Origin of the sequence: Qipengyuania huizhouensis (assembly GCF_019711635.1) — a bacterium.
GTDB classification, from domain to species: domain Bacteria; phylum Pseudomonadota; class Alphaproteobacteria; order Sphingomonadales; family Sphingomonadaceae; genus Qipengyuania; species Qipengyuania huizhouensis.
On sequence record NZ_JAIGNT010000002.1, the window covers coordinates 98,783 to 125,318 of the forward strand.

Sequence of the window (26,536 nt, forward strand, 5' to 3'; positions counted from 1 at the left end):
CATGACCGACGCCGCATATCCCGCCACGCGCCTCCGCCGTACCCGAGCCCATGCCTGGAGCCGGGCGATGCACCGCGAAACCGTGCTGACCCCCGCCGACCTGATCTGGCCGCTTTTCGTCACCAGTGGCGTGGACGTGGAGGAACCGGTCGGCAGTCTCCCCGGGGTTTCGCGCTGGTCGATCGACGGTATTGCGAAGCGCGCGAAGGAAGCCGTGGAACTTGGCATTCCCTGTATAGCCTTGTTCCCCAATACTCCTCCGGAGAAGCGCAGCGAGGAGGGTGACGAGGCTTTCAACCCCGACAATCTGATGTGCCGCGCCATAAAGGCTGTACGCGACGCCTGCGGAAACGACATCGGCATCCTCACCGATGTCGCGCTCGATCCCTACACCAGCCACGGGCAGGATGGGTTGGTCGATGCGCAAGGCTATGTTCTCAACGATGAAACCGTCGCGGTCCTCGTAGACCAGGCGGTAAACCAGGCGGCGGCCGGCGCGGATATCATTGCCCCGTCGGACATGATGGACGGCCGCGTCAAAGCCATCCGCATGGCCTTGGAGATGGAGGGCCACCCCAATGTCCAGATCATGGCCTATTCCGCCAAATACGCTTCCGCCTTCTACGGCCCCTTCCGCGACGCCGTGGGTTCGGGCGGCCTGCTCAAGGGCGACAAGAAGAGCTACCAGATGGATCCCGCCAATGGCGATGAGGCCCTGCGAGAAATAGCACTCGACATCGCCGAGGGGGCCGACAGTGTGATGGTCAAGCCGGGGCTCGCCTATCTCGACGTGATCTGGCGCGCCAGGCAGCAATTCGGAGTGCCGGTCTTCGCCTATCAGGTGAGCGGCGAATATGCCCTGATCGAAGCAGGTGTGGCCGCTGGCGTGGCGGAGCGCGAGTCGCTGCTGATGGAAAAGCTGATCGCCTTCAAACGCGCCGGATGCTCGGGTATCCTCACCTATCATGCGCCGGTTGCCGCGCGAGTCCTCAATGGCTGAATTTCGCTGCGAAACCGAACGGCTGATCCTGCGCGACTGGCGCGAAGATGATTGGGAGCCGTTCTGGCAGGCAACCAACACGCCTGCCGTCATGGAGTGGCTCGGCGGCATATGCGATGACGCCAAGCGTCAGGCAGTGCAGGAAAGAATCGCGTCCTATCAACGCGATTACGGACACACTTTCTGGGTGGTGGAACGCAAGGAAGATGGCGTCATCCTCGGCTTTTGCGGGCTCAAACGGTGCAACCAGCAGGGCGGTCCGCTTGGCGAAATGGAAGTCGGCTGGCGCCTGCGCGAAGATGCCTGGGGTCAGGGCTATGCCAAGGAGGCGGCGGCCGCCTCGCTCGAACTCGCCTTCGAACGTTTCGGGGCTGAGCGAGTAATTGCCCTGACGGTCCAGCCCAACATGGGAAGCTGGGGTCTCATGAAGCGGCTCGGCATGGAACGGCGCGAGGATCTCGATTTCGCCAACTCCGAATTCGGCGACGATACAATCATCGTCTATGCGATCGAGCGGGCAAAATGGCTGGCGCGCGATGGCTGACATTATCGCCGAAACCGATCGCCTGATCCTGCGCACCATCGACGAGGGTGACGCCGTGGAGCAGATGCGGCTGTTGAACACACCCACGGTCATGGCTCGGCTTGGCGGACCGAAGGAATTGCACGAAATCGAAGCGAAGCACGCCAAGAGCATGCAGCTTTGCGCGCAGCGCGGTTTCAGTTTCCTCTTCCTGATCGAAAAGGCCACCGGCGAAATGGTAGGCCATGCGGGGATAAAGCTGGTCGACAATCCCCACGCCCCGAATCAGGGCGAGCACGAGATCGGCTGGCTGGTGCGCGAAGACCGCTGGCGGCTTGGATACGCCGAAGAGGCGATCCGCGCTGTGATCGACTGGGCGTTCGGCCGTGTCGGAGCGCCCCATGTCGTGGCGCTCACCAGCGAGGCGAATGTGCCAAGCTGGAAGCTGATGGAAAAACTCGGCATGGTGCGCCGCGAAGACCTGGATTTCGAAGACCCGGACTATCCGCAGGAGGACAATCCGGTCATCCAGTACTCGCTCACGCAAGAGCAATGGGAGAGCCATTCATGACGAGCCGCCCCGGTGTGAACATCGTCCCCATCCACGGCAAGACGCCGAAGATCCACGAAAGCGCCTTCATCGCGCCCGGCTGCACCATCGTCGGCGATGTCACGATCGGTGCGGAAAGCTCCATCTGGTACAATTGCGTGCTGCGGGCCGACGTCAGCCGCATAGTGATTGGCGAGCGGACCAATGTTCAGGACGGTAGCGTGCTTCACTGCGATCCGCCGCGGCCCGGAGATCCCGACGGTAGCCCCCTGCTGATCGGAGACGACGTGCTGATCGGTCACATGGCGATGATCCACGGCTGCGTGATCCAGGATCGCGGCTTCGTCGGTCTCGGTGCAATCGCGATGAACAAGGCGGTGATCGGTAGTGACGCCATGTTGGCGGCAGGCGCCATGCTTACGGAGGGCAAGGTGATGGGCGAACGCGAGCTCTGGGGCGGCCGTCCAGCCCGCAAGATGCGCGATCTCAACGATGCCGCCGTGGCGGGCATGCGCATGGGTGTGGCCCATTACGCGGAAAACGCGAAGCACCACTCCGCAGCGGTGAACGAGGCGCTGGGCTGATCAGCCCGCGATCAGGGCACGCAGGGCTTCGATCCGGTCCGCTTCGTGCGGCGGTTTGTCCCAGCGTATCCGGTGAATACGCGGGAAACGCATGGCGAGGCCGGACTTGTGCCGCTTGCTCTCGTGAACGCTGTCGAATGCAACTTCGAAGACAAGGCTCTTGTCGGTTTCACGCACCGGGCCGAAGCGGTTGACCGTATTGCTCCGCACATGGCGGTCGAGTTTCTTCAATTCCTCATCGGTAAAGCCCGAATAGGCCTTGCCCACCGGCAGCAGGTCTGCACCCTGATCGGGATCGCCATCCCAGCAGCCGAAGGTGTAATCGGAAAAGAAGCTCGATCGCTTGCCGCTCCCCCGCTGCGCATACATCAGCACGCAATCGACCAGCAGCGGATCGCGCTTCCATTTGTACCAGTATCCGACGCGCCGCCCTGCGATATAGGGGCTGTCCCTGCGTTTGAGCATCAGCCCTTCGATGGCGTCATCTCGGCTGCCCTCGCGGATTCGCGAAAGATGTTTGAAATCCGTGGCTTCGACAACGGAGCTGATATCGAAATGCGAATCGGGGAGGCGTGACGCCAACGCCTCGAGCTGTCCGCGCCGCTCGGTCCAAGGGCGGGGACGCATATCTTCCCCTTCGAGCAAGAGCACGTCGTAAAGCCTTATGAATGCGGGGTAATCCTTCAGCATCTTGTTCGAAACGGTCTTGCGTCCGAGCCGCTGCTGGAGCGCGTTGAAACTTGCTGCCCCGCCTGCCTCTCCGCCCTGGGTGTTGCCGCGTACCAGCAACTCGCCATCGACCACCGCATTCATGGGAAGAATGCCGAGAAATTCCGGAAAGGTCGCCGAAATATCGTCCCCGGACCGCGAAAACAGCCGCGTTTCGCCGCCCGCGCGGACCAGTTGCACCCTGATCCCGTCCCATTTCCATTCCGCGGCGTAGTCGGCCAGATCGACCACTGCTTCTTCCAGCGGATGCGCCAGCATGAAGGGTCGGAAGGTAGGGAGATTCTCGATATCGGGCGGAGCATCGCCCTCGGCAGCCCAGGCGAAGAGCTCGGCATAGGGCGGGGTAAGGCCGTGCCAGTATTCCTCGACATCATCCACCGAGACTTCGAAGGCCTGTGCGAAGGCCGTCTTGGCGAGCCGGGAGGAAACCCCGATCCGCATACCTCCTGTGGCGAACTTGAGCAGGGCGTACCGTCCGGAGGAATCGAGCCGGTCCAGCAGCTTGGGCAGTTCTGTTACGACCGTCTTGCGGTTCATTGCATTGAGAATCTCCACCGCTTCGCTAACGGAAGGCGGGGCAGGCGGCGTATCCGGTGCGGGCCAAAGCAGGCTCGCCGTCTCGGCAGTGTCGCCCACGAAATCGCGGCTTAGCGTCCACAGCACCGGATCGACGCGATCCTTGAGCAGGTTGCGGATTGTCGAGCTTTTAACTGCAGGAAAATCGAGCCCGTCCGACAGTGCGGCCAAGGCCCAGCCCCGGTCGGGATCGGGTGTTGCACGGAGATATTCGGCGATAAGCCGCAATTTCTCGTTCCGGCTGCGCGTGTAGACCAGCGCATCGATCAGGGCGGCAAATTTCTCCACCGCTAGTCGTCCTCGTCCTCATAGCCGACAAGGGCCAGGGCTCGGGCACGGCGCTGGTGAAGCTGGCACCAGCGCAGGAGCGCATCCTCGCGCCCGTGGGTGATCCAGTTCTCCTGCGCATCGACCTCCTCGATCGTGCGGGTCAACTCGCCCCAGTCGGCATGGTCGGAGATCACCAGCGGCAGCTCGACGTTACGCTGGCGGGCACGTTGCCGTACGCGCATCCACCCGCTCGCCATGGCGGTGACCGGATCGGGGAGACGCCGACTCCAGCGGTCGTTGAGTGCGCTTGGCGGGCAGATCACGATATGCCCGCGGATATCCTCCTTGGAATAGTCCATAACCAATCGCAGCTCGCCCAAGTCGACGCCGTGCTCTTCGTAAAGGCGGCACATCTTCTCCATCGCGCCGTGGAGGTAGATTGGCTGGGTGTGGCCCGCCGCGCGCAATTCGGCAATTACGCGCTGCGCCTTGCCCAGAGCATAAGCGCCGACCAGAACGCACCGGTCTGGATGGGCAGCGAGCCGATCCAGCAGCTTCGTCATCTCCTCCTTGATCGGAGGGTGGCAAAATACCGGAAGGCCGAAGGTCGCCTCGGTGATAAAAATATCACAGGCGGTCACTTCGAAGGGCGGGCAGGTGGGGTCGGCGCGGCGCTTGTAATCACCGGTGACGATCACGCGCTCGCCAGCATGTTCGAGCAGGATCTGCGCGCTGCCGAGAACATGGCCCGCCGGAATATATGTCGCATCTACGCCGCCCTTGAGCCGGATTGTTTCGCCATATTCGACAGGCGTTGCGCCTGCGCGGGTGTTGTAGCGCAGGTCCATTATCGCCAGCGTCTCGGGGGTGGCAACGGTCTGTCCGTGACCGCCGCGCGCATGATCGGCATGGCCATGCGTCACCAGCGCCTGGCCCACGGCGCGGGACGGATCGACCCAGCAATCGGCAGGCTCGACATAGATCCCGTGCGGTTCGGGTTTGATCCAGGAGAAGGGCGCGGCCATTGCTAAGTGAAGTGTAAAGGCTCGCTTTGCGTTCCCGCTACTTTGAAGGAGTGCCTACTGTTTCTGTGCGCTGAACCGCTCGATCAAGCGCTTGATTGACAACCTCTGTCCAGACGCCAGCAGGCTCGCCCGGAAGAGGCGACCGAGGAATACCAGCTCCAGCGCAATGGCGGCCGCGAGCAGGATGCCGGTCCCTACCAGCACCCAGGTCTCGATACCCATGCCCAATCGCGCCAGCACGGCGAAGGGTGTCCATAGCGGCACCCAGGTAAGAACCTGTACAAGAAGTCCTTCCTTGCCTGCCAGAATGGCCTGCAACAGAAAGGTGATCGGGAGCAGGATCGCGAGCAATACCGGCATGAGGTAACCCTGCGCTTCGCTCATCGAATCCACCATTGCGCCGATCGCGACGAAAATGGCCGAAATCAGGATATATCCTGCGATGAAAAAATAGAGGATCGCGAGGATTATAACGGGTGAAGATACCGGCTCGAGTGCGGGCCGGATCATATCCGCAATCACTCCCTGCGTGGCGTAAGCTGCAATGCCGGCACAGCCGGCCCAGACGGCGATCATCAGCAGACCCACGCTGAGGCCGCCGAGGAGTTTGCCGTACATCAGCTCTTCGGGCCAGATGCAGGCGAGCAGCGATTCCAGGAGCTTGTTCGAGCGTTCTTCCACCGATCCCTGCAACATCCAGCTTCCAGAGAGCATCAGGCTCATCATCAGGATATAGGCGAGCGCCAGCGGGACTATCGAACGCACCAGCAGGGCCTCGCGCGCGCCGTCCCCCGGTGGCGGAGTGGTGACTTCGATCGCTGGAGCCGCCGCCTGGATCGCCGCGGCTTCCGCGCCGGAAATTCCGCGTTCGGCAAGCAGGCGTGTGCGCAAGTCACCGGTAAGGGTTTCCTGCAGGGCAGTAACGAAGCTCGAGCGCGGCTGGTTGGCCGAATAGAGCCCGATCCTCGGATCGGCGGGATAATTCTCACCGACCCGCACGATCACTTCGGGCGCGTCCTCTGCGTCGCTGTCGAACAAGGTCTGCGCTACGTCGGCGAAGGCTTCACCATCTTGGCCGATGAGTTCGTCCGGAACGGGAAGGAAGGTATATTCGCGAGCATCTGGTTCGAATTCGGGGACACCTTCGGGCCGCACCGCATCGATACTTTTCAGCGCAGCTTCGACTCCGCCACTAGCCCGGAATGCGTCGATATCGGCGGCGGTGTACCACCGGTCGTGCTGTGTCCAGGGTGCAGCCGGATCGGCGCTTTCGAGTTCGTAGCGCTGGACATAGCGAGACAGGCTACGAAGGACATCGCGGTCGTCATCTTCGGCAAAACGGGCTTCGAGCGCTGCAGCTGCTGCACCGCCGGAGCGATCCACCACCACCACCCGGGTCGGCTCGTTATCGTCGAGCGTTTCCCCCAATATAGGGCCGAGTGCAAGCGCGAGAGGCAGGATCAACAGCGTCAGCCAGAAGCTCTTCATTGCCAGAATCTGGCGAATCTCGCGGCGGGCAACGAGGAGAATATTGTTCATCATTGCTCCACGCCCTCACCGCCCACAAGCTCGACGAAGACATCGTGGAGACTCGCATGGCGTTCGTCCCAGCGACGCAGACCTATGCCGTTCGCCGTGCAATGTTCTAGCACGCTTCCCGGCGCGACGCCCGGATCGAGCTTTACGTCCCATTCCTGCCAGCCATCGTCGGCCGCGCCATTAGGGCGGGCTGAGGCAACGCCTGGAATGGTGCTGGGATCATGTCTGGATACGGCGATAAGACTTACGGGCAATTGCGCGCGGGCTTGCTCCAGCGTGCCTTCGAAACGTTTACGTCCCTTGCGCAGCAAGAGCAGCCGGTCGCAAAGGCGTTCGGCGTGCTGCATGACATGGGTGGAAAATATTACGGCGGCACCGCGCTCGGATGCGCGAAGGATTTCGTTTTCGAGCAAACCCTGGTTGACCGGATCCAGCCCGGAAAACGGTTCATCGAGCATCAGCAACTCGGGATCGTTGACCAGCGAAGTGGCCAGTTGAACCTTTTGCGCCATCCCCTTCGACATGTCGCCGATGTCGCTCTTGGCCCGATCGGCCAGATCGAAGCGCTCAAGCAATTCCATCCCGCGCGACTTTGCCAGTCCGAAGTTCATTCCCTTGAGCCGGCCGAAGTAGACGATGGTATCGATCGCACTCATGCCCGAATAGAGGCCGCGTTCTTCCGGCAGGAAGCCGATTGCACCCGCCTGCCGCCGATCAGGCGCACCGCCAAGAACGGATATGGTGCCCGAAGTCGGACGGATGATGTCGAGCACCATTCTCAGCGTAGTCGTCTTGCCCGCGCCGTTCCCGCCGAGAAAGCCGAAGATTTCGCCAGGCGCGACCGAAAAAGACAGATCGTCCACGGCCAATATATCGTCGAAGCGCTTGACGAGATTGGATACTTCCAGAATTGCCATGAAATTCCCCGGCCCGGCAGAGCGTTGAAACTATGGCCTGATCTACAAGGGGGCAAGGCATAGACCGACGAGAATGCAAAAGGGGCCGACTTGCGTCGACCCCTCTCGATTTCTAGCCTCGCGAACTTCAGCTCTCACCTTCGCCCGGATCCTTGCCTTCGCTGGCGTCGGCCCCAGGCTTTTTCGGAGACACTTTCTTCTTTGCTGCCGGCTTCTTTTTAGGTTTCGGCTTGGCCTTGGGAGGCGAAGGGGTGAGTTCGAAAGAAGGTTTTCCGTCCTTCATCGTCACCGCAACCTCACCCCCATCGGCCAGCTTGCCAAACAGCAATTCCTCGGCCAGCGGCTGTTTGATCTTTTCCTGGATGAGACGGCCCATCGGACGCGCACCATAGAGCCTGTCATAGCCTTTGTCGGCCAGCCAGGCGCGGCTTTCCTTGTCAAACTGGATGTCGACATTCTGTTCGGCCAGCTGCAATTCGAGCTGGAGGATGAACTTGTCGACCACCCGCGCGACGGTGGACTTTCCGAGATAGGCGAATGGCACGATCGCATCGAGACGGTTGCGGAACTCCGGTGTGAACATGCGCTTCACGGCTTCCTCGCTCGCATCTTCCTTCGACACGTCTCCGAAGCCGATACCCTGCTTGGCCATGTCGGACGCGCCGGCATTGGTGGTCATGATCAGCACCACGTTCCGAAAATCCACCGTTTTGCCGTGATGGTCGGTCAGACGTCCGTTATCCATTACCTGCAACAGGATGTTGAACAGGTCCGGATGCGCCTTCTCGATTTCGTCGAGCAGCAGCACGCAATGCGGGTTCTGGTCGATCGCATCGGTCAGCAAGCCGCCCTGATCGTATCCGACATAGCCGGGAGGCGCACCGATCAGGCGCGAGACGCTGTGGCGCTCCATATATTCGGACATGTCGAAGCGCTTGAGCTCGATCCCCATGATCGAGGCGAGCTGGCGGGCGACTTCGGTCTTGCCGACGCCGGTGGGCCCGCTGAACAGGAATGAGCCGATGGGCTTGTCCGGATCGCGAAGGCCAGCGCGGCTGAGCTTCATCGCGGTCGAAAGCTTGTCGACGGCGGCATCCTGTCCGAACACGACATGCTTCAGGTCACGATCGAGATTCTGGAGAGCCTTCTTGTCGTCGCTCGACACCGATTTGGGCGGAATGCGCGCCATGGTGGCGATTACCGCTTCGATCTCCTTCGAGGTAATCTTCTTCTTGCGGCGGCTTGGCGGGACCAGCATCTGCATCGCGCCAACCTCATCGATCACGTCGATCGCCTTGTCTGGCAGCTTGCGGTCGTTGATATAGCGCGCCGACAGTTCGACCGCGGTTTTGAGCGCATCAGGCGTGTACTTGACCTTGTGATGCTCTTCGAAGGCGCTGCGCAGACCCTTCAGAATGGCAACCGTGTCCTCGATCGTCGGTTCGTTGACGTCGATTTTCTGGAAACGGCGCAGCAGAGCGCGGTCCTTCTCGAAGTGGTTGCGGAATTCCTTATAGGTGGTCGATCCGATGCAGCGGATGCTGCCGGAAGAGAGCGCCGGCTTGAGCAGGTTCGAGGCGTCCATCGCCCCGCCGCTGGTCGCGCCTGCCCCGATCACCGTATGTATTTCATCGATGAAAAGAACGGCGTCGGGCATGCCTTCGAGTTCGTTCACGACCTGCTTGAGACGCTCCTCGAAATCGCCGCGATAACGCGTCCCGGCGAGCAGTGCGCCCATATCCAGCGAGTAGATGACGGCGTCTTCGAGCACTTCGGGGACGTCGCCTTCGACAATCTTGCGCGCAAGGCCTTCCGCAATCGCGGTCTTTCCGACGCCCGGATCGCCGACATAAAGCGGGTTGTTCTTCGAGCGGCGGCACAGAATCTGCACAGTGCGATCCACCTCGGGTCCGCGTCCGATCAAGGGATCGACCTTGCCGTCCTCCGCCTTCTGGTTGAGATTGACGGTAAACTGGTCGAGCGCGGTTTCCTTCTTGTCGCCCGGCTTGCCGCTTTCGGCACCTGGCTCGCCGGCCTGTTCTTCGTCCGCCCCTTGCGGCGGCTTGCTGTCGACCTGCTTTCCGCCCTTGCCAATGCCATGGCTGATGTAGCTCACCGCATCGAGACGGCTCATATCCTGCTGCTGCAGGAAATAGACAGCATAGCTGTCACGTTCGGAAAACAGCGCCACCAGCACATTGGCGCCGGTGACGGTATCCTTGCCGGATGACTGGACATGCAGGATGGCGCGCTGGATCACGCGCTGAAACCCCGCAGTTGGCTGCGGATCTGCCCCTTCCTCGCTCTTGAGCGACTGGTATTCCTGCTCGAGATACTGTTTTACGACCGCCGCCAGCTCATCGGTATCGACACCGCATGCGGCCATGACCTGTGCAGCGTCCTCGTCGCCGATCAGCGAAAGCAGCAGGTGCTCCAGGGTGGCGTATTCGTGACGCCGCTCGGCCGCATCAGTAAGCGCGGCGTGGAGGGTCTTTTCGAGGTTGGCGGCAAAACTGGGCATCAGGTTTCTGCTTTCCAAAGGACTCGCAGCATTGCGAAGTAGAGACAGGCTACCGTTCGAAGGTTAGCCAAAGCTGTATGTTCCGAAGATATGGTGGCGAAACGGCAGGTTTGAAGGTCCCGCACTGTCGCTACTCTTTTCGCCCGAACAGGGATTCGGCAGCGTCCCGATGTGCCGCGGCCTTGAGGCGGTGCGATTCCACTCGGGCAATCTCGGTCTCGAGCAATTCGATCCGTTCCTGAAGCTCGTCCTGAGAATAGGGGCCGAGATCTTCGCTTGCGAGCTTGCTCGCTGCATCGCCTCTAAGCCTGGGACGATCATCGTCTTCCATGGGTAATACAATCCACCGCTCTCCGGTTGCTGTCAACAATTCCCCACGGTAATGCACCGTTCGATTGACTATGGCGTCAGGCTATAGGGGGCACTTTTGGCAACTGACTTACCTTCGACCATGACTGCAATGGGTTATGATAATCTAGGCGGCCCCGATGTTTTCCGCCCGGAAGAACTCGCCATGCCTGAACCGGGCGAGGGTCAGGTCCTGATCGAAGTCAGCCATGCGGGGGTGAACCGGCCCGACGTGATCCAGCGGCGGGGATTCTATCCCCCTCCGCCGGGGGCCTCGCCAATTCCCGGTCTCGAGGTATCCGGAAAGATAGTTGCCATCGGACAGGGCGTCACGCCTGAAATGCTCAATCGCCGCGTCTGCGCGCTGGTCAGCGGGGGCGGCTATGCCGAATATTGCCTGGCCCATGCCGCACATTGCCTGTCGGTGCCGAGGCATATGGACATGGCAAGCGCCGCAGCAATCCCCGAAACGCTCTTCACGGTATGGCACAATGTCTTCGAGCGCGGCTGGGCGCGGGAAGGGGAGACGCTGCTCGTGCATGGCGGCACATCCGGCATCGGCACGATGGCAATCCAGCTTGCCAAGGCTTTCGATCTCAAGGTCGTAACAACGGCCGGCTCGGACGAAAAATGCAACGCGGCCCGTGAGTTGGGGGCGGACCTTGCGATCAATTACAAAAGCGAGGATTTCGTCGAGAAGGTCAACGCATTCACGGACAACAAAGGGGCTGACGTCATCCTTGACATGGTGTCGGGCGATTACGTCCAGCGCAATCTCGATTGTCTTGCCGTCGATGGACGCCACGTTACCATCGCCGTGCTCGGTGGATTGAAGGCCGAAATCAACATGGCCAAGCTGATGAGCAAGCGGCAGACGCTTACCGGTTCGACCCTGCGGCCGCGTTCGGACGAATTCAAGGCTCTGCTAGCCGACGAAATCCATACCCACGCCTGGCCGTTGTTCGAGGACAGGACGATTGCGCCGATCATGGACGAGATCTTCCCGCTTGCTGAGGTCGCGGCCGCCCATACGCGTATGGAAAGCGGCGATCACATAGGCAAGATCGTGCTCGAAGTGCGTGCGAAGGAGTGACGTCAAACGGTAGCAAAGTCTTCGTTCCGTAAAGGAAACGAGAATCCCCTGTAACATTTCGCTGCCATGGATTTCCCGAATGTAGCTTCGGGGGATGGACCGTGACCGAACTGCCCAGAAACCTTTCCGACTTTACCAATGTCGCGGGCTTTCCGCCAATACAGCCATCGGTGCCGGAGCGTACAGTGGGCGAGCGGCGCAAATATCGCACTATCTGGATCAGCGATGTCCACTTGGGCACGAAGGGCTGCAATGCCGAACTGCTGATCGACTTTCTCGATCATACCGACAGCGAGACGATGTACCTCGTCGGCGATATCATCGACGGCTGGCGGCTCAAGAAAAAGTTCTACTGGCCGTCCGAGCACAACGACATCGTCTGGCGCATCCTGAAGCGGGCACGGCGCGGGACGCGGATCGTCTATATTCCGGGCAATCACGACGAGATGGTGCGGCCCTTCTCCGGCATGAACTTCGGCGGTGTCGAGATTCGCCGGGCCGCCTTCCACGATACGGCTGACGGGCGCCGGTTGATGGTGCTGCATGGCGATGAATTCGACACTATCATGCTTGCCCATCGCTGGCTCGCCTTCGTCGGCGACGCCCTATATCATGCCATGATGAAGTTGAACGGCTGGGTGGCCAGCGTGCGCAAGCTGCTCGGCCTTCCTTACTGGTCGATCAGCAAGGCGGCAAAACACAAGGTCAAGAACGCGGTCGAATTTATCTTGAAATATGAAGAGGTTGTTGCCCGTGCCGCCGGCGAGCGGGGCGTCGATGGCGTGGTGTGTGGCCACATCCATACCGCCGAAATTCGGGAGTTCATGCACGAAGGCAAATCGGTTTCCTATTACAACGATGGAGATTGGGTGGAGGGATGCAACGCTCTGGTCGAACATTTCGACGGCACGATGGAACTGCTCCACTGGCCCGAAGAGGTCGCTCGTCGCGAAATCTCGCCCGCTGGTGCAGAGCTGGAAGCCGCGTGAACTTGCCCCACGGGGGTACTGCTCCACTGCGCGCTGTCACGGAGGCGCCTCAGCGCATCGCAATAGTGACCGACGCATGGCTCCCGCAAATGAATGGTGTCGTACGGACACTTACGACAACCTGCGGCATGTTGCGCGAGCAAGGTCACGAGGTGATGGTGATCTCGCCCGATCAATTCGCCTCAATTCCATGCCCGACCTATCCGGAAATTCGGCTGGCATTAAATCCACCGGGCGCCATCGCCCGCAAACTGCGTGAATTTGGGCCGGGCGCGATCCACATAGCTACCGAAGGTCCGCTGGGAATGGCGGCGCGGCGCTATTGTGCACGAAGCGGGATGCCGTTCACCACTGCCTATCACACGCAATTTCCCGAATATATTGCTCGTCGCACCCATCTGCCTGCACGTTGGTTCTGGCGCTATATCGAATGGTTCCACGCACCGGCTCGGCGAGTATTGGTCGCGACCGAAAGCATTCGCGAGGAATTGCGTAGCCATGGCCTCGGCAAGCTGCACCACTGGACGCGCGGAGTGGATCTCGCCTGTTTCGATCCCGGAGCGCCGCCGCCGCCCGAATTCGAGGACATGCCGCGCCCCATCCAGCTATATGTCGGGCGCGTTTCGGTCGAAAAGAATATAGAGGCCTTCCTGGAAGCCCGGCATCCGGGTACCAAGGTCGTGGTCGGTGACGGTCCGGCGCTGGAGCGGTTATGCCGTCGTTATCCCGAAGTGCACTTCCTTGGTCGCAAGTCGGGGCGCGAGCTGGCAGGATATTACGCCGGGGCCGATGTTTTCGTTTTCCCGAGCCGGACGGATACCTTCGGTCTCGTGATGATCGAGGCGCTTGCCTGTGGCACGCCCGTGGCGGCCTATCCCGTTGCGGGACCGCGGGATATCGTTACCGACGAAGTCGGAGCATTGTCAGAGGACCTAGACCGGGCGATCGATGCCGCGCTCTATTGCGACTCCATAACCTGTTCAGGCTATGGGACGCAGTTCAGCTGGGAGGCGGCAACGGCCCAATTTCTCTCCGGACTCGCAGCGCTCGATGGAGAAGCGCCCCCGGTTTGATCCTTGCCGCAGCGTGAAAATGTCTCTGGCTCCAAGCTGCTTGCCGAATCCTGCTCCGTCGCCTACATGTGGCACGCAACGGCCGCTCCGCGAGGGGCGGCCCTTCTATTTCCGGACTTCACACAAAGGCATTTTCATGGCCGACCAACCCACCCCTCTGATGCCGCATGCGACTGCCACTTGGCTGGTCGACAATACGGGGCTTTCCTTCGAACAGATCGCCGAATTCTGCGGCCTGCACATTCTCGAGGTCCAGGCCATGGCCGATGATCTGGCGGGTAGCAAATATACCGGGCGCGACCCCCTCCATTCGGGCGAATTGACGCAGGAAGAAATCGAGAAGGGCCAGCGGGACCCCGAATACCGGCTCAAGATGCAACGTGCGCCGGTCGCGGTAAGCCGCACGAAGGGCCCACGCTACACGCCGGTGTCCAAGAGGCAGGATAAGCCCGACGGCATTGCCTGGCTGCTGCGCAATCATCCGGAGGTTTCGGACGCGCAGATTTCGAAGCTCATCGGGACGACGCGGAACACGATCACCGCGATCCGCGAGCGTAGCCACTGGAACATCCAGAACATCCAGCCCAAGGACCCGGTGACTCTCGGCCTGTGTTCGCAGCGCGAACTCGATGCGGTCGTCGCCAAGGCAGCGAAGAAGGCCGGTATCGAGGATGAGGCTATCCCCGTACAGGCCAGTGGCGGCAGCGATCGTGAAAAACTGATCGAGGAACTGCGCGCCGAACGCGATGCGAACGAAAAGGCTGCGACGGAAGCCGCGCAGGAAGCCGAGGCCGAAGCCTGGCTGACGGCTAAGCGCGCACAAGAGGCCGAAGAGGGTACTTCCGAAGCTTGAGCAACGAAACTGACTGGTAAAAGGGCGGGGAAGCAGGTGCTTTTCGCGCCCTTTTTGCTTGCGTTTATACCTCTTTGCTCCATGCTATTGACATGGATGTAAATAGTTATCCTTACCACCATCCCACGCCGTGGGACACGCAGTTCCAGGTGGCCAGCCTCCCCGATCTTCTTGGCCGGACGGCGGCGAAGACACCTGACGCAGCGTTTCTGCATTTCCTGGGGCGCAGCTACAGCTATCGAGATATCCAGCTCGAAGCACAGCGCTTCGCCGCAGGCCTGATGGCGAGGGGGATCGAGCCCGGCGACCGGGTCGGTCTCTTCCTGCCCAATGTCCCGATTTATGCTTCCGCTTATTATGGTGCGATGATGGCGGGCGCCGTGGTCGTGAACTTCTCCCCCCTCTACACGGTGGAGGAGCTTGCCTGGCAGGTCGAGGATTCGGGCACGCGTCTGCTCGTCACGCTCGACGTCCCGGAACTTTACACGAATGCCGCCAGCGTGCTCGAAGCCTCGGGCTTGGAAACGCTTGTCGTCGGGTCGCTGGCCGCGATGCTACCTTGGTATAAGGGACTGGCGCTGAAGGTGCTCGGCCGCAGCAAGATCGCCAAGGTGAAATACTCAAGCAGCGTAGTGGCGTGGAGCGATGTGCTCACGAACTCAGAAACCGCTTCCTTCCCATCCATCGATGCGGAGCAGGACATTGCCCTGCTCCAATATACGGGCGGCACCACCGGGCGCCCCAAGGGCGCGATGCTGGGCCATTCCCAGCTGGCGATCAATGCCCAGCAGGTAGCCGGGCTCAACCCATACGGGGATCCGGCTAGCGAAGTCTTCATGGGAGCACTGCCGTTCTTCCATGTTTTCGCCAATACTGCGCTGCTTAACCACGCGATGGTAACCGGCGCGTCCATCGCCATGGTGCCCCGTTTCGACGCGGCGCAAGTTCTGGATACGATCGAGAGATACAGAGCCACCGGCTTTCCCGGGGTGCCGACCATGTTTCAGGCGCTGCTGGACCATCCGAAGCTGGCCAAGGCCGACGTGTCATCTCTGAAGGTCTGCATCTCGGGCGGTGCGCCAATGCCTGCGCCCGTGCACGATCGTTTCGAAGAGGTAACGGGCGTCCGTATCGTCGAGGGATACGGGCTCACTGAAAGTTCGGGGGTCGTCTCCGCCAATCCTTACGAGGGAGTGCGCAAGAAGGGGACGATCGGACAGGTCGTCATGGGCACGGAGATACTTCTGCTCGACAAGGAGGACCCGAACAAGCTGGCTCCGGAAGGCCAGCCCGGTGAACTCGCGGTTCATGGCCCCCAGATCATGCGCGGCTACTGGAACCGGCCCGACACCCATGGCGAGACCTTTGTGGAGCGTGACGGCAAGCGCTGGTTACGCACCGGCGATGTTGCCACCATGGATGAAGACGGGTTTCTCGAAATAGTCGACCGGATCAAGGATATGATTGCGGTAGGCGGCTTCAAGGTGTTTCCGAGCCAGGTCGAGAGTGTCCTGCTCGAGCACGAAGCCGTCAAGGAAGTCCTCGTCATCGGTCGGCCTGATCCGTATCGCGGCGAATCTCCCTACGCCTATGTCGTCCTCCAGCCCGACGCCGAGATTTCGGCCGAGAAGTTGCGTGCCTGGCTCAATGCCCGCGTCGGCAAGCACGAGCGGGTGGAACAGGTCGTCTTGCGCGAGGATTTGCCCAAGACGATGATCGGGAAGCTGGATCGCAAGGCTCTGCGCGCCGAAGTGGCGGCTGAAACGGCTCCGGGATGAGAGAAGGCCGCCCCCGCATGGCGGGAGCGGCCTTCATCCTCTCAACTCGAATGTGATCAGTTCGCCAGTTGCAGCTCCGGCTTGGCATTGCCTTCCGCTCTCGGAGCGGTAGCAGAGGGCGCATTCCTTTTCGGATCGCGATGTGCGAAGCGGCCTTCGACCTGCGCGCCTTGCTCTATGGTCAGCGCGTCGTAGAAGACGTCGCCGGTGATCTTCGCGCTCTTGAGGATCACAAGTTCGCGAGCGGTAATCGAACCTTCGACGGTGCCGGCAAGGCGGGCGCTCTCGGCCTCTACTGCACCGATTACCTTGCTGGTCTCACCCTGCACGAGACTGGTGCAGGCGATATCACCTTCGACATTGCCGTCGATATGGAGATCGGCAGAGGCCTTGATATCGCCCTTGATAGTGAGATCCGAACCGAGGACGGAAAATGTCGAGTTATTCTTGGAAGCCATGGGGGCGCTGCGTCCTGGGTTATTGACCGTTGGCGGCGAGCTTTGGGTCTCGGCGGATTTCTTCGAGAACATTGGGGGCTGTCTCCAGGAATGTGCGGGGATTGACGGCCCGTCCGTTGATGCGGACCTCGAAATGAAGGTGCGGGCCCGTGGATCGACCGGTGCTGCCGATCGCACCGATGACCTTGCCGGCGATGACAGTATCTCCGACCTTGGCGTCGAAACGCGACATGTGAGCGTAACGGGTCATGAGCCCATTGCCGTGAGTGATCTCAACGGTTTTGCCATAGCCGCCCTTCCAGCCTACAAAACTGACGCGGCCCTTGGAGGCGGCGAAAATCGGTGTGCCCGTTTTCCCGCGGAAGTCGAGACCCGTGTGCATGGCCGGACGACGGTTGAACGGATCACGGCGGTAACCGAACCCGCTGGAGATCATGTTGCGGTTCGCAGGAGCGAATTGCGGGACGCCCTCGAGCGCATTTTCGAGCGCTGTCATGCGCGCCATAGACAGACCGAGGCGTTCGAAACGTGGATCGATGTTGCCTTCGCTGTCTGTCGACAGACCTTCGAGAGGACCACCCATCGCCTGGCGTTCGGACTGACGAATGACCGCATCGGGATTGAGCTCGAATTTCTCGAGCCGGGCGGCGGCCCGCTTTGCGCGCCAATCTGCATAGCGGGTAAGCCCTTCCACGAGTGCAAGCTGGCGTGCTTCGATACGTGCGAGTTCGGCGGCCTGGGGAAACGCGGCGCTGACCTTTTCGACCGTAGCGGCAGTCTCACCGCTCGAATCGCTGACGCGCGTATCGACTTTCATGTCAGCGGGAAGGAGTTCTGCAACGCCTTCGATAAATTCCATGCGACGATTGAGATCCTCGCTCACGTCCTCAAGATTGTCACCGTAAGCGGCGAGGCGCTCCTCCGAAGTGGCAACCCTGGCTTCGCGGTTTTGAAGGCTCATTCGGTCGGCGCTGGCGCTGTACTGCGCCCAGCCTGCAATGACCAACGATGCCGCCCACACAAGCCCAACGAGAACCACGATAGATGCTGCAAGCTTCTGGATTCTCGAAGAAATAGTAATGAAGCGAACTGTACCTTCCGAACGCATGAAGAATTCGCGATCTGGAAACCAGCTTTCGATACGGCTTTTCCAGCCTGACTTGGCGCGTGAATTGTTCAAACGACCCGTCCCTTGGTCTTTTATCCCTGAGACTGTCGGTATGGGAGATTCCTAACAAAATCGAATCCGGGTTCCCGTAGAATCCACGAGTCGAGCGTTGGATGCGGTGAAGCGTTTCACAGACAGGGAATTTTCGAAAAATTCGAAGTCCAGAAAGTTTCAGCACCTTTAACCTTACCTCTCGATTGACCAGTCTGCCAATTTGCTGACACGCAGGCGCGGGACTGATAGGCGAGTTTCATGAGAAGGGCTGGAAAGCATTGAAGTCGACGGGTTCGCGAGCGACGCGCATCGGCTTGCTGGGAGGCAGCTTCAACCCGGCGCATGGCGGCCACCGGCGGATTTCCCTTTTCGCCCGCGCAGCGCTGGGACTGGACGAGATCTGGTGGCTGGTATCGCCCGGAAATCCGCTCAAGCCGAAGGAGGGCATGGCCCCGCTTTCGGCGCGCATAAGCGCAGCAATGGCGCAGGCGAAGCGCGCGCCGATCCGAGTCACCGCTATCGAGCGCGAATTGGGAACGCGATACACGGTCGATACGCTGCGCGCTATCCGCAGGCGATATTCCAAGTGTGATTTCGTCTGGCTGATGGGATCGGACAATCTTGCTCAATTCCACCTCTGGAAAGACTGGCGTACGATTGCCCGCACCATGCCGATTGCAGTCATCGGCCGGCCCGGCTATGATGCCGATGCTATCGCAAGCCCCGCGATGGCCTGGTTAAGGCACTATCGTGTGCCATCCGCCAGTTTTGCAAATGGGGGTGAATGGAGTGCACCGGCACTGGTGACATTGCGTTTCGATCCCGATCCGCGTTCGGCCACGGCAATCCGCCGTGCCGACCCCGATTGGGCATTGCGCCATACGGGCTTGTCCCGGCGAGATCAGGTGACACATCGTCTCATACCCTCGGCGGAGGAAACGACCACGCCATGATGCGTGTTGCCGTTTTCCCTCCACTCCCTATCTCAAGGGCTTACACGATCAGGAGTAGTACAATCGCCTATGACTCAGGCGCATACAGATCCGGCTGTTTCCGGGATCGCCACGACCAAGGTCGTTCGCATGACTGAACCGACGAAAGACGAATTGCTCGACTTTGTGCTCGGACAGCTCGATGACGATCAGGCGCAGGATGTCGTGACCATCGATCTTGCAGGAAAGAGCTCCATTGCCGATCATATGGTGATCGCATCGGGCCGGTCGACGAGGCAGGTTGCCTCGATTGCCCAGAAACTCGCTGAAAAGCTCAAGCAGAGCGGGTACGGCCCGGTAAAGCTCGAAGGGCTTCCCGCGGCAGACTGGGTGCTGCTCGACGCCGGCGATATCGTCGTTCACCTGTTCCGGCCCGAAGTGCGAAGCTTCTATAATCTGGAACGGATGTGGGCGTTCGGCGACGCACCGCCAGTGGCTGGTACGGCGTAGCGCCTCTGCGTGAGCTGCCTCGGGCGTTTTCGACGCCAAGTAACGCACTCGCGTACCGCTTCAGTATCCGGCGCCAGGTCTGAACATGCTTCTTCACGTCATCGCTCGCGGCAAGATTGCTCGATCACCCGAGGCCGATCTGATCGCGCGCTACGAGAAGCGCCTTGTCTGGCCGGTGAAATTCACCGAACTCCCCGACAGCGGAGGGCGCATACCCGAACCGCAGACGCCCTACAAAACCGTGCTTCTGGACGAGCGCGGCCAGGATTTTTCCTCCGAGAAGCTGGCTGGAACCCTTGAGCGCTGGCGCGACGACGGGATGCGCGAGTGTCGCTTTATCCTGGGCGCTGCGGACGGGCATTCGCAGGAAGACCGGCACGATGCCGACCTGCTGCTCGCCTTCGGCAAGGCGACCTGGCCGCACCTGCTTGCGCGCGCCATGTTGGCCGAGCAGCTTTACCGAGCAACTACGATCATCGCCGGTCACCCCTACCATCGGAGCGGATAATCGGGCATCACGCCAGCAGGAAAGCCTGACGTCATGAACCGCACTGCTGCCCTTATCGTTGCTGCTTCTCTGGCGATTATCGTTGGTTTGCAGGGTCTTGCGCCGCTGACCGCACAACAATCCTCAGCTTCGATCCATTCATCGGCTGCACGGGAAGCTCTCGAAATCGCACGAGTCCAGCAGCGTAGCGCACGCCAGCGAGCCGAACGTCTCGAGGCCGAAGCCCGACGTTCCAGCGAAGCCTCGAGAAAGGCGCGAGCCGCCGCAGCTGCTCTCGCCGCTCGGGTGCAGCAGGCAGAAGCGCGTATCGTCGCGGCTGAAGCCGAACTCGCGATTGTCGAGCGTGAACGACGTACACTTTCGTATGATCTCTCTCAGCGTCGCGAGCCACTCGCGCAGCTCACCGCCGCGCTTCAGACGATGGCGCGTCGGCCGCTCGCGCTCGCTGCGCTACAGCCGGGGTCGCTGCGTGACGTCGTCCATACTCGCGTCGTTCTCGCAAGCGCTATACCCATTGTGCAGCAGCGTACCGCCGGATTGCGCGGCGACCTTGAGCGGGCACGTCGCCTGGAAACGGAAAGTCGCGGCTTCCTGGCTGACCGACGCCGCGCAGAACAAACGCTCGACCGACGCCGGAGCGATATGCTCGCCTTGGCCGAGAAGGAACGTGTACTCGCCAGGCAGGCGGCGGGAGGGGCGAATCGCGAAGCGGCACTCGCAATCGAGTTGGCGGAAGAGGCGCGCGATCTTGATGCGTTAATATCAAGGCTCGATCAATCGGCGGCCCTGCGTCTGCGCCTTGCCAAACTCGACGGTCCGCTTGTTCGCCCGGCACGCCCGGGTTCGGCTTCGCTACCACCAACCCCCGCTACTTCAACCGCCTCTCGAGTGGATGCCCCTGAAATTTATCTGTTGCCGGTCGCGGGACGTGTCGTTTCGGGATTCGCCGAGACTACCGACAATGGTGGTCGACGTCCCGGCATCTCCATCCTCTCACGCCCGCGGGCGCAAGTGATTGCGCCCGCCAATGGGCGGGTCAGCTTCGCCGGGGAGTATGAAGGTTATGGGCGAATTGTCATTCTCGAACATGAAGGCGGCTGGACCAGTCTGGTTACCGGGCTGGGAACCCTTTCCGTAGACACCGGCCAGCAGCTTACGGCGGGATCTCCGCTTGGTCTTGCCGCTACGATTAATCCCATCACAACTCTCGAACTGAGGCATGATGGCGAACCCGTCAATCCTCTCGACCAGCTGCGTTGATCGGATAGCAGAAAGACTACGCAGAAATTCCATCGCCCGCACTGCACTTTTCGGCTCATCTTTCATTCAGTCGCGATGCGCGATAGACTCGGCTTCGGAAACTGGAGATCCGTCTCGATGAACTTTGCCGCCCTGGCCCGTTCGGCCGCCCTTGTGACCGCTGTCGCTCTTTTACCAGCAACCACTGCCGGTCTTGCTCGTGTCGAAGGCAGCGCCGGTCCGGAATTTGCGAAACTTTTCGCAGTATATCAAAGGGTCAAGGCAAGTTATGTCGAGCCCGTTGAGGATGACGTGCTCATCAACGGCGCAATCAGCGGAATGCTTGCTGCTCTCGATCCCCATTCGGCCTATCTCGACGGCTCCGACCTCCAGCGGCTCGAAACCATGATCGATGGCAACTATTCGGGCCTTGGTCTCTCGGTTGTCGGCGAAGACGGTGCCGTAAAGGTAATCTCGCCCTTCCGGGGGAGTCCAGCAGATGAAGCCGGGATCAAGGCCGGCGACTATATTACCCATATCGATGGCGAACTGATCTACGGCCTTGATCTCGACGAAGCGGTGGCGCGCATGCGTGGTCAGGCGGGAACCTCGATCCGACTCACTGTATTCCGCCCGGGACGCGAGGAGCCATTCGACCTCGACGTCACGCGCGGTCTGATCGAGCTCGAGCCGGTGACCTGGGAATTGCAGGATGGCAACATCGGTCACATCATGATCAACGAGTTTTCGCGCGATGTCGGGAGCGATGTTTTCGCTGCGTGGAAGGACTTGCAAACGCAGGCCACCGGTCGCCTCAACGGACTCGTGCTCGATATGCGCAGCAACCCCGGCGGTTCGCTGGACGAGGCAGTGGCGCTTTCCGATCTGTTCCTGTCGAAGGGCCAGATCGTTTCGCAGCGCGGCCGGGCTCGCGGCGAATCGATAAGTTACGACGCCGAAACCGTCTTTCGCGGAGACATTGCGGAAGATCTGCCGATCGTCGTGCTGATCGACGCCGGCTCAGCCTCGGCAAGCGAGATCGTGGCTGGTGCGCTGCAGGACCATCGCCGCGCCATCGTGATGGGTGAACGCAGCTTCGGCAAGGGTAGTGTTCAGTCGCTGCTCCCCTTGGGCCGCGACGCCGCACTCAAGCTCACGACGGCGCGCTATTACACACCCTCCGGCCATTCGGTGCAGGAGGGTGGGATCAAGCCGGATATCAGGGTTCCGCAGCTATCCGATCCCGATCTCGCCAGCCGCATGAAGTTCACGATGCGGGAAAGCGATTTGCGCGGCCATCTGATAAACGAGCTGGGCATTAAGGACGAAGACCTGGAGAGCGATACACATACCGATCCGCGGTTCCAGCTAACCGCGGAAGAACTCGAAGCACAGGGTATCGAGGACTTCCAGTTGCACTACGCCGTCGAGACGTTGCGCCGCACAAGTCCGCGGTCCGTTGCCTCGCGCACGAAGTGAAGGTAGCGCCTCCAGGGTGAGCATCAATGAAAGCCCGAACCTGCGGATGGCGCAGCGACTGGCGCTGGCAGTCCCGGCGCTGTTGCTCGCGGGTGCTTACCTGTCGCAATACGGTTTCGATCTCTATCCGTGCGAAATGTGTTGGTGGCAGCGCTATCCTCACTTCGCCGCCGTAGCTTTCGCCTTGCTGTCCTTCCTTGCCGCGCCTAAGCGGCTATGGATTGCGCTGGCGGCAGGGGGGCTGCTCACCTCCGGACTTATCGGCCTGTTTCATGCCGGTGTCGAATATGGTTGGTGGGAAGGCGTAACCTCCTGCGCCGCCATTCCGCAGACAGGCGAAGGACAAAGCGCACTCGACGCAATCATGAACGCACCGGTGGTGCGGTGCGACGAAGCGCCGTGGACATTGCTGGGCATCAGTCTTGCCGGCTTCAATTTCCTCATATCCACGGCGACCAGCCTGTTCATATTCAATCTCCTCCGCAAGGAAGGTCGATCATGACCAAAACACCGGACCATATCGCCCGGATGATACGCGTCGATCAGGCGGGAGAGTTCGGGGCGACGCGAATCTATGCTGGCCAACTCGCCGTCATGGGCGATCGTGGGCCCGACTCCGCCGAGATCGCCGGGATGGCGGAGCAGGAGGCTGGCCACCGCGCGAAATTCGATGCCTTGATGGCTCGCCGCGGGGTGCGCCCCACTGCCCTCCAGCCTTTCTGGGATCGTGCGGGTTTCGCACTCGGCGCTGCGACAGCCCTGATCGGACCGGAAGCAGCGATGGCGTGCACTGCGGCTGTCGAAACCGAAATCGACCGGCATTATTCCAGGCAACTCGACGAGCTCGAGGAAACCAATGAAGATCCGGAACTCGCCGCAATGATCGAGGAGTTCCGCGAAGACGAGCGTGAGCACCGCGATGCGGCACTGGCCGCAGGCGCAGAGCGCGCACCTGCATATCCCATCCTGTCGGGGCTGATTCGCCTGGGTTGCCGGGCGGCCATCAGAATTTCCGAGAGAATCTGACGGGAACGGCAGGTGCCTTTCACTCGCTTCATTGATAGTTCACGCGTTCAGGCGCCTACTAACCGCTACCGCTCACAAGAGGCCATTATGACCAAACCCCTGCTTGCCTTAGTAGCTTTCTCTGCCGCTGCATTCGCTGGACCATCCAATGCGCAGACGCCGGTCGAAACTGGCGATGAAAGCTACAACATGGTCATCGTCTATGGAGATGATGAATGCCCGCAAGGCGATGATGGTACAATCGTGGTTTGTGCGCGACAGGCGGAAAGCGAGCGCTATCGTATACCCGAATCGCAGCGATTTACCGACGGACCGCAGGCCGAAGCCTGGATGAACCGCGTGGAGCGACTGGAAATGGTCGGCGATTTCGGCATTATGTCCTGCTCGCCCGCGGGTGCTGGCGGTTTCACCGGTTGCACGCAGGAAATGATTGCCAAGGCTTATGCCGACAAGGAAAATTCTTCCGCCGTGCGCTTCAGTGAAGTGATTGCGGCCGCGCGCGCCGAACGGCTATCGACGATCGACGAAGACGCCGAGCGCACGCAGGAAGAGGTCGAAATGATCGAGCGCGAATATATGGAGCGCCTCGAGCGGGAACGCGCAACCGCGACACCCGAAGAAGAACCTCTTCCTCAGCCTGAAGCGAGCGATGCAGAATTGGTTGCAGGCGATCCGGAAGGTTGATTATCTTTATTTCGTAAAGGTTTCTGGTTAGATCATCGGGGGTGAGCAAGCCCCGCATTCTTACGATCTTCGGTACCCGACCCGAAGCGATCAAACTATTTCCCCTGATTCATGCTTTGGAAGCGGATAGTCGCTTCGAAAGCCGTGTATGCGTTTCTGCGCAGCATCGTTCGATGCTCGATCAAGTGCTCTCGATTGCCGATATTCGCCCAGACCACGATCTCGACCTGATGACCGAAGGTCAGACGCTCGACGAACTGACGGCGCGGGCGCTCACCGGTATCGGCAAGGTGCTGGATGAGGAAAAGCCCGATTGGGTCGTGGTGCAGGGCGATACCACCACGGTAATGGCCGGTGCGATCGCGGCCTATTACAGGAAAATTCCCGTCTGCCATATCGAGGCGGGGCTGCGTAGCGGCGACATCTACCAGCCCTGGCCCGAAGAAGTGAACCGCCGACTGGTGGGTACTTTCGCCAGGCTTCACTGCGCACCGACGCAGACCAGCGCAGACGCGTTGTTGAAAGAGAATGTCGATCCGGCCTGCGTGCATGTCACCGGCAATACGGTGATCGATGCGCTCAAATGGGTAACCGGGCGGATCGAGGCTCAACCCTCGCTCGCCTCGGGTCTCGCTGATCTCGAAAAGCGGTTTGCTGGCAAGCGTATCATTGGAATAACCAGCCACAGGCGCGAAAATTTCGGCGAAGGGATACAGAATATTGCTAATGCGGTTAAGCGTATTGCCTCACGCGATGACATCGCGGTTATTTTTCCTGTCCACATGAACCCGAATGTACGTGCGGTGATGAACGAGCAGCTCGAAGGTCTCGGCAACGTCGCCCTGATCGAACCGCTCGATTATCCCCACTTCGCGCGTCTGCTGGATATCAGCCATCTGATGCTCACCGACAGCGGTGGAGTGCAGGAGGAGGCGCCCGCCCTCGGCAAGCCTGTGCTGGTTATGCGCGAGACCACCGAACGTCCGGAAGGTGTCGAGGCGGGGACCGCCAAGCTGGTTGGAACCGACACGGAGACGATTGTCCGCGAGGCCGAGCACCTGCTCGACGACCATGAGGCCTATGCCCTCATGGCGCGCGCGCATAATCCTTTCGGTGATGGTCATTCATCGCAGCGTATTTGCGATCTGCTGGCAGCAGGTTAGGCGCTTAAAGGCTATGGTACTTGCGGTACCACTCGACGAAGCGGGGAATGCCCTGTTCGATTGACGTGGTCGGCTGGTAGCCGATGTCGCGCTGGATAGCGTCGATGTCGGCATAGGTCTTCTCGACGTCGCCCGGCTGCATCGGGAGGAACTCTATCTCCGCCTTCCTGCCACAAGCCTCTTCGATCAGTTCGATGACGCGAGTCAGCTTTTCACTGCGGTGATTGCCGATGTTGTAAAGCGCGTGGGATTTGACGCTTCCACCTGCCTTTTCCGTGCCATCATCGACCGGCGGGCTATCGAGGCAGGCGACTACGCCATTCACGATGTCGTCGATAAAGGTGAAGTCTCGCCACATTTCGCCGTTGTTGAAGACCTTTATGGCTCGTCCGGCAAGGATTGCATCGGTGAAAAGCCAAAGCGCCATGTCCGGACGGCCCCAAGGTCCGTAGACGGTAAAGAAGCGCAGGCCTGTGAGCGAAATGCGATAGAGATGGGCGTAAGTCTCGCTCATGAGTTCGTCGGCGCGCTTCGTCGCTGCGTAGAGCGAGACGGGATGGTCGGCGCGGTCTTCCACCGCGAAAGGCAGCGTTTCGTTGCCACCATAGACGCTCGAAGAACTGGCATAGACCATATGGCCGATCGTGCGGTGCCGTGCCACCTCGAGCAGGTTGAGATGGCCCATCAGGTTGGCTTCGACATAGGCGCGAGGGTTTTCGAGGCTATAGCGTACACCGGCCTGCGCGCCGAGATGGACGATGCTGTCGAAAGTCTCGACTTCAAGCGCTGCTGAGAGCATCTCCCAGTCGGAAAAGTCGATATGTTTGAAGGCAAATCGTCCCTGCGCGCCCGCCTCTACATTCGCGAGGCGATCTTTCTTCAGCGAGACCGGATAATACTCGTTGAGACTGTCGATACCCAGAACCTCGTCACCTCGCGCGCATAGGCGTTCGGCCACCGCCGCGCCGATGAAGCCTGCCGCTCCGGTGACGAGTACCCTTGCCAAG

Annotated in this window: 27 protein-coding genes; 18 read left to right on the plus strand and 9 right to left on the minus strand. The window is 60.5% G+C overall.

What is annotated here, in order from left to right; translation table 11 throughout:
* Position 1 precedes the first annotated feature (1 nt).
* From hemB to K3180_RS02965, 4 genes are read left to right on the plus strand one after another with little or no spacing between them, the layout of a single operon-like run.
* Positions 2–1,000 carry a porphobilinogen synthase gene (gene hemB / locus K3180_RS02950; RefSeq protein WP_221538182.1) on the plus strand — a complete coding sequence of 333 codons (999 nt, stop codon included), beginning with the start codon at positions 2–4 and terminating at the stop codon, positions 998–1,000.
* A complete protein-coding gene (locus K3180_RS02955; RefSeq protein ID WP_221538183.1) occupies positions 993–1,544 on the plus strand; it encodes a GNAT family N-acetyltransferase in 552 nt (183 codons plus the stop codon). Before hemB ends, K3180_RS02955 begins: the two co-directional genes overlap by 8 nt.
* Entirely contained in the window at positions 1,537–2,094 is a 558-nt protein-coding gene (locus K3180_RS02960; protein WP_221538184.1) for a GNAT family N-acetyltransferase, read from the plus strand. Before K3180_RS02955 ends, K3180_RS02960 begins: the two co-directional genes overlap by 8 nt.
* On the plus strand, positions 2,091–2,657 hold the full coding sequence (locus tag K3180_RS02965) for a gamma carbonic anhydrase family protein (protein ID WP_221538185.1): 567 nt from the start codon (positions 2,091–2,093) through the stop codon (positions 2,655–2,657). The genes K3180_RS02960 and K3180_RS02965 overlap by 4 nt, the downstream gene beginning before the upstream one ends.
* Here K3180_RS02965 and K3180_RS02970 read toward each other — a convergent pair whose 3' ends face one another.
* From K3180_RS02970 to K3180_RS02995, 6 genes are all read right to left on the minus strand, one after another.
* Entirely contained in the window at positions 2,658–4,250 is a 1,593-nt protein-coding gene (locus K3180_RS02970; protein ID WP_221538186.1) for a cisplatin damage response ATP-dependent DNA ligase, read from the minus strand.
* Between the two features lie 2 nt (positions 4,251–4,252).
* Positions 4,253–5,257 carry a ligase-associated DNA damage response exonuclease gene (locus K3180_RS02975; RefSeq protein ID WP_221538187.1) on the minus strand — a complete coding sequence of 335 codons (1,005 nt, stop codon included), beginning with the start codon at positions 5,255–5,257 and terminating at the stop codon, positions 4,253–4,255.
* Between the two features lie 54 nt (positions 5,258–5,311).
* Positions 5,312–6,799, minus strand: coding sequence for an ABC transporter permease (locus K3180_RS02980; protein WP_221538188.1), 1,488 nt, complete (start codon positions 6,797–6,799; stop codon positions 5,312–5,314).
* On the minus strand, positions 6,796–7,713 hold the full coding sequence (locus K3180_RS02985) for an ABC transporter ATP-binding protein (RefSeq protein WP_221538189.1): 918 nt from the start codon (positions 7,711–7,713) through the stop codon (positions 6,796–6,798). Before K3180_RS02985 ends, K3180_RS02980 begins: the two co-directional genes overlap by 4 nt.
* A gap of 127 nt (positions 7,714–7,840) precedes the next feature.
* The gene (clpA, locus tag K3180_RS02990) at positions 7,841–10,234 is read right to left on the minus strand and encodes an ATP-dependent Clp protease ATP-binding subunit ClpA (RefSeq protein WP_221538190.1); all 2,394 of its coding nucleotides are present in this window, start codon (positions 10,232–10,234) and stop codon (positions 7,841–7,843) included.
* A 130-nt stretch (positions 10,235–10,364) separates the two neighbouring features.
* Positions 10,365–10,565 (minus strand): DUF1192 domain-containing protein, encoded by a 201-nt coding sequence (locus K3180_RS02995; protein ID WP_221538191.1) that lies wholly within the window; start codon positions 10,563–10,565, stop codon positions 10,365–10,367.
* A 96-nt stretch (positions 10,566–10,661) separates the two neighbouring features.
* Between K3180_RS02995 and K3180_RS03000 the strand changes: the two genes are divergently transcribed.
* The 5 genes from K3180_RS03000 to K3180_RS03020 all read left to right on the plus strand — a co-directional run bounded on the left by K3180_RS03000 (position 10,662) and on the right by K3180_RS03020 (position 16,368).
* Positions 10,662–11,675, plus strand: coding sequence for an NAD(P)H-quinone oxidoreductase (locus K3180_RS03000; RefSeq protein ID WP_247710264.1), 1,014 nt, complete (start codon positions 10,662–10,664; stop codon positions 11,673–11,675).
* A gap of 101 nt (positions 11,676–11,776) precedes the next feature.
* Positions 11,777–12,664 carry a UDP-2,3-diacylglucosamine diphosphatase gene (locus tag K3180_RS03005; protein ID WP_221538192.1) on the plus strand — a complete coding sequence of 296 codons (888 nt, stop codon included), beginning with the start codon at positions 11,777–11,779 and terminating at the stop codon, positions 12,662–12,664.
* Between the two features lie 89 nt (positions 12,665–12,753).
* Positions 12,754–13,737 carry a glycosyltransferase family 4 protein gene (locus K3180_RS03010; protein WP_247710265.1) on the plus strand — a complete coding sequence of 328 codons (984 nt, stop codon included), beginning with the start codon at positions 12,754–12,756 and terminating at the stop codon, positions 13,735–13,737.
* A gap of 136 nt (positions 13,738–13,873) precedes the next feature.
* Positions 13,874–14,590: a DUF1013 domain-containing protein gene (locus K3180_RS03015; RefSeq protein ID WP_221538194.1), complete on the plus strand. Its 717-nt coding sequence runs from the start codon at positions 13,874–13,876 to the stop codon at positions 14,588–14,590.
* Positions 14,591–14,682: 92 nt separating this feature from the next.
* Complete coding sequence (locus K3180_RS03020) at positions 14,683–16,368, plus strand: long-chain-fatty-acid--CoA ligase (protein WP_221538195.1); 1,686 nt, start codon at positions 14,683–14,685, stop codon at positions 16,366–16,368.
* A 56-nt stretch (positions 16,369–16,424) separates the two neighbouring features.
* Here K3180_RS03020 and K3180_RS03025 read toward each other — a convergent pair whose 3' ends face one another.
* Entirely contained in the window at positions 16,425–16,826 is a 402-nt protein-coding gene (locus K3180_RS03025; RefSeq protein ID WP_221538196.1) for a bactofilin family protein, read from the minus strand.
* Positions 16,827–16,845: 19 nt separating this feature from the next.
* Complete coding sequence (locus K3180_RS03030) at positions 16,846–18,006, minus strand: peptidoglycan DD-metalloendopeptidase family protein (protein WP_247710266.1); 1,161 nt, start codon at positions 18,004–18,006, stop codon at positions 16,846–16,848.
* A gap of 260 nt (positions 18,007–18,266) precedes the next feature.
* Between K3180_RS03030 and K3180_RS03035 the strand changes: the two genes are divergently transcribed.
* The 9 genes from K3180_RS03035 (at position 18,267) to wecB (ending at position 25,529) form a co-directional block, all read left to right on the plus strand.
* Positions 18,267–18,941 (plus strand): nicotinate-nucleotide adenylyltransferase, encoded by a 675-nt coding sequence (locus K3180_RS03035; protein WP_221538197.1) that lies wholly within the window; start codon positions 18,267–18,269, stop codon positions 18,939–18,941.
* A 129-nt stretch (positions 18,942–19,070) separates the two neighbouring features.
* Positions 19,071–19,430 carry a ribosome silencing factor gene (gene rsfS / locus K3180_RS03040; RefSeq protein WP_247710267.1) on the plus strand — a complete coding sequence of 120 codons (360 nt, stop codon included), beginning with the start codon at positions 19,071–19,073 and terminating at the stop codon, positions 19,428–19,430.
* Between the two features lie 85 nt (positions 19,431–19,515).
* Positions 19,516–19,938, plus strand: coding sequence for a 23S rRNA (pseudouridine(1915)-N(3))-methyltransferase RlmH (locus K3180_RS03045; protein WP_221538199.1), 423 nt, complete (start codon positions 19,516–19,518; stop codon positions 19,936–19,938).
* Between the two features lie 33 nt (positions 19,939–19,971).
* A complete protein-coding gene (locus K3180_RS03050) occupies positions 19,972–21,198 on the plus strand; it encodes a murein hydrolase activator EnvC family protein (RefSeq protein ID WP_221538200.1) in 1,227 nt (408 codons plus the stop codon).
* 117 nt (positions 21,199–21,315) lie between these two features.
* Positions 21,316–22,656 (plus strand): S41 family peptidase, encoded by a 1,341-nt coding sequence (locus K3180_RS03055; protein ID WP_221538201.1) that lies wholly within the window; start codon positions 21,316–21,318, stop codon positions 22,654–22,656.
* A gap of 16 nt (positions 22,657–22,672) precedes the next feature.
* Positions 22,673–23,158, plus strand: a complete 486-nt coding sequence (locus tag K3180_RS03060) for a disulfide bond formation protein B (protein ID WP_221538202.1) — start codon at positions 22,673–22,675, stop codon at positions 23,156–23,158.
* Positions 23,155–23,682 (plus strand): demethoxyubiquinone hydroxylase family protein, encoded by a 528-nt coding sequence (locus tag K3180_RS03065; protein WP_221538203.1) that lies wholly within the window; start codon positions 23,155–23,157, stop codon positions 23,680–23,682. Before K3180_RS03060 ends, K3180_RS03065 begins: the two co-directional genes overlap by 4 nt.
* 87 nt (positions 23,683–23,769) lie before the next feature.
* Entirely contained in the window at positions 23,770–24,366 is a 597-nt protein-coding gene (locus K3180_RS03070; RefSeq protein ID WP_221538204.1) for a hypothetical protein, read from the plus strand.
* Positions 24,367–24,407: 41 nt separating this feature from the next.
* The gene (gene wecB / locus K3180_RS03075) at positions 24,408–25,529 is read left to right on the plus strand and encodes a non-hydrolyzing UDP-N-acetylglucosamine 2-epimerase (RefSeq protein ID WP_221538205.1); all 1,122 of its coding nucleotides are present in this window, start codon (positions 24,408–24,410) and stop codon (positions 25,527–25,529) included.
* Between the two features lie 4 nt (positions 25,530–25,533).
* Here wecB and K3180_RS03080 read toward each other — a convergent pair whose 3' ends face one another.
* A complete protein-coding gene (locus tag K3180_RS03080) occupies positions 25,534–26,535 on the minus strand; it encodes a GDP-mannose 4,6-dehydratase (RefSeq protein WP_221538206.1) in 1,002 nt (333 codons plus the stop codon).
* Position 26,536: the final 1 nt, after the last annotated feature.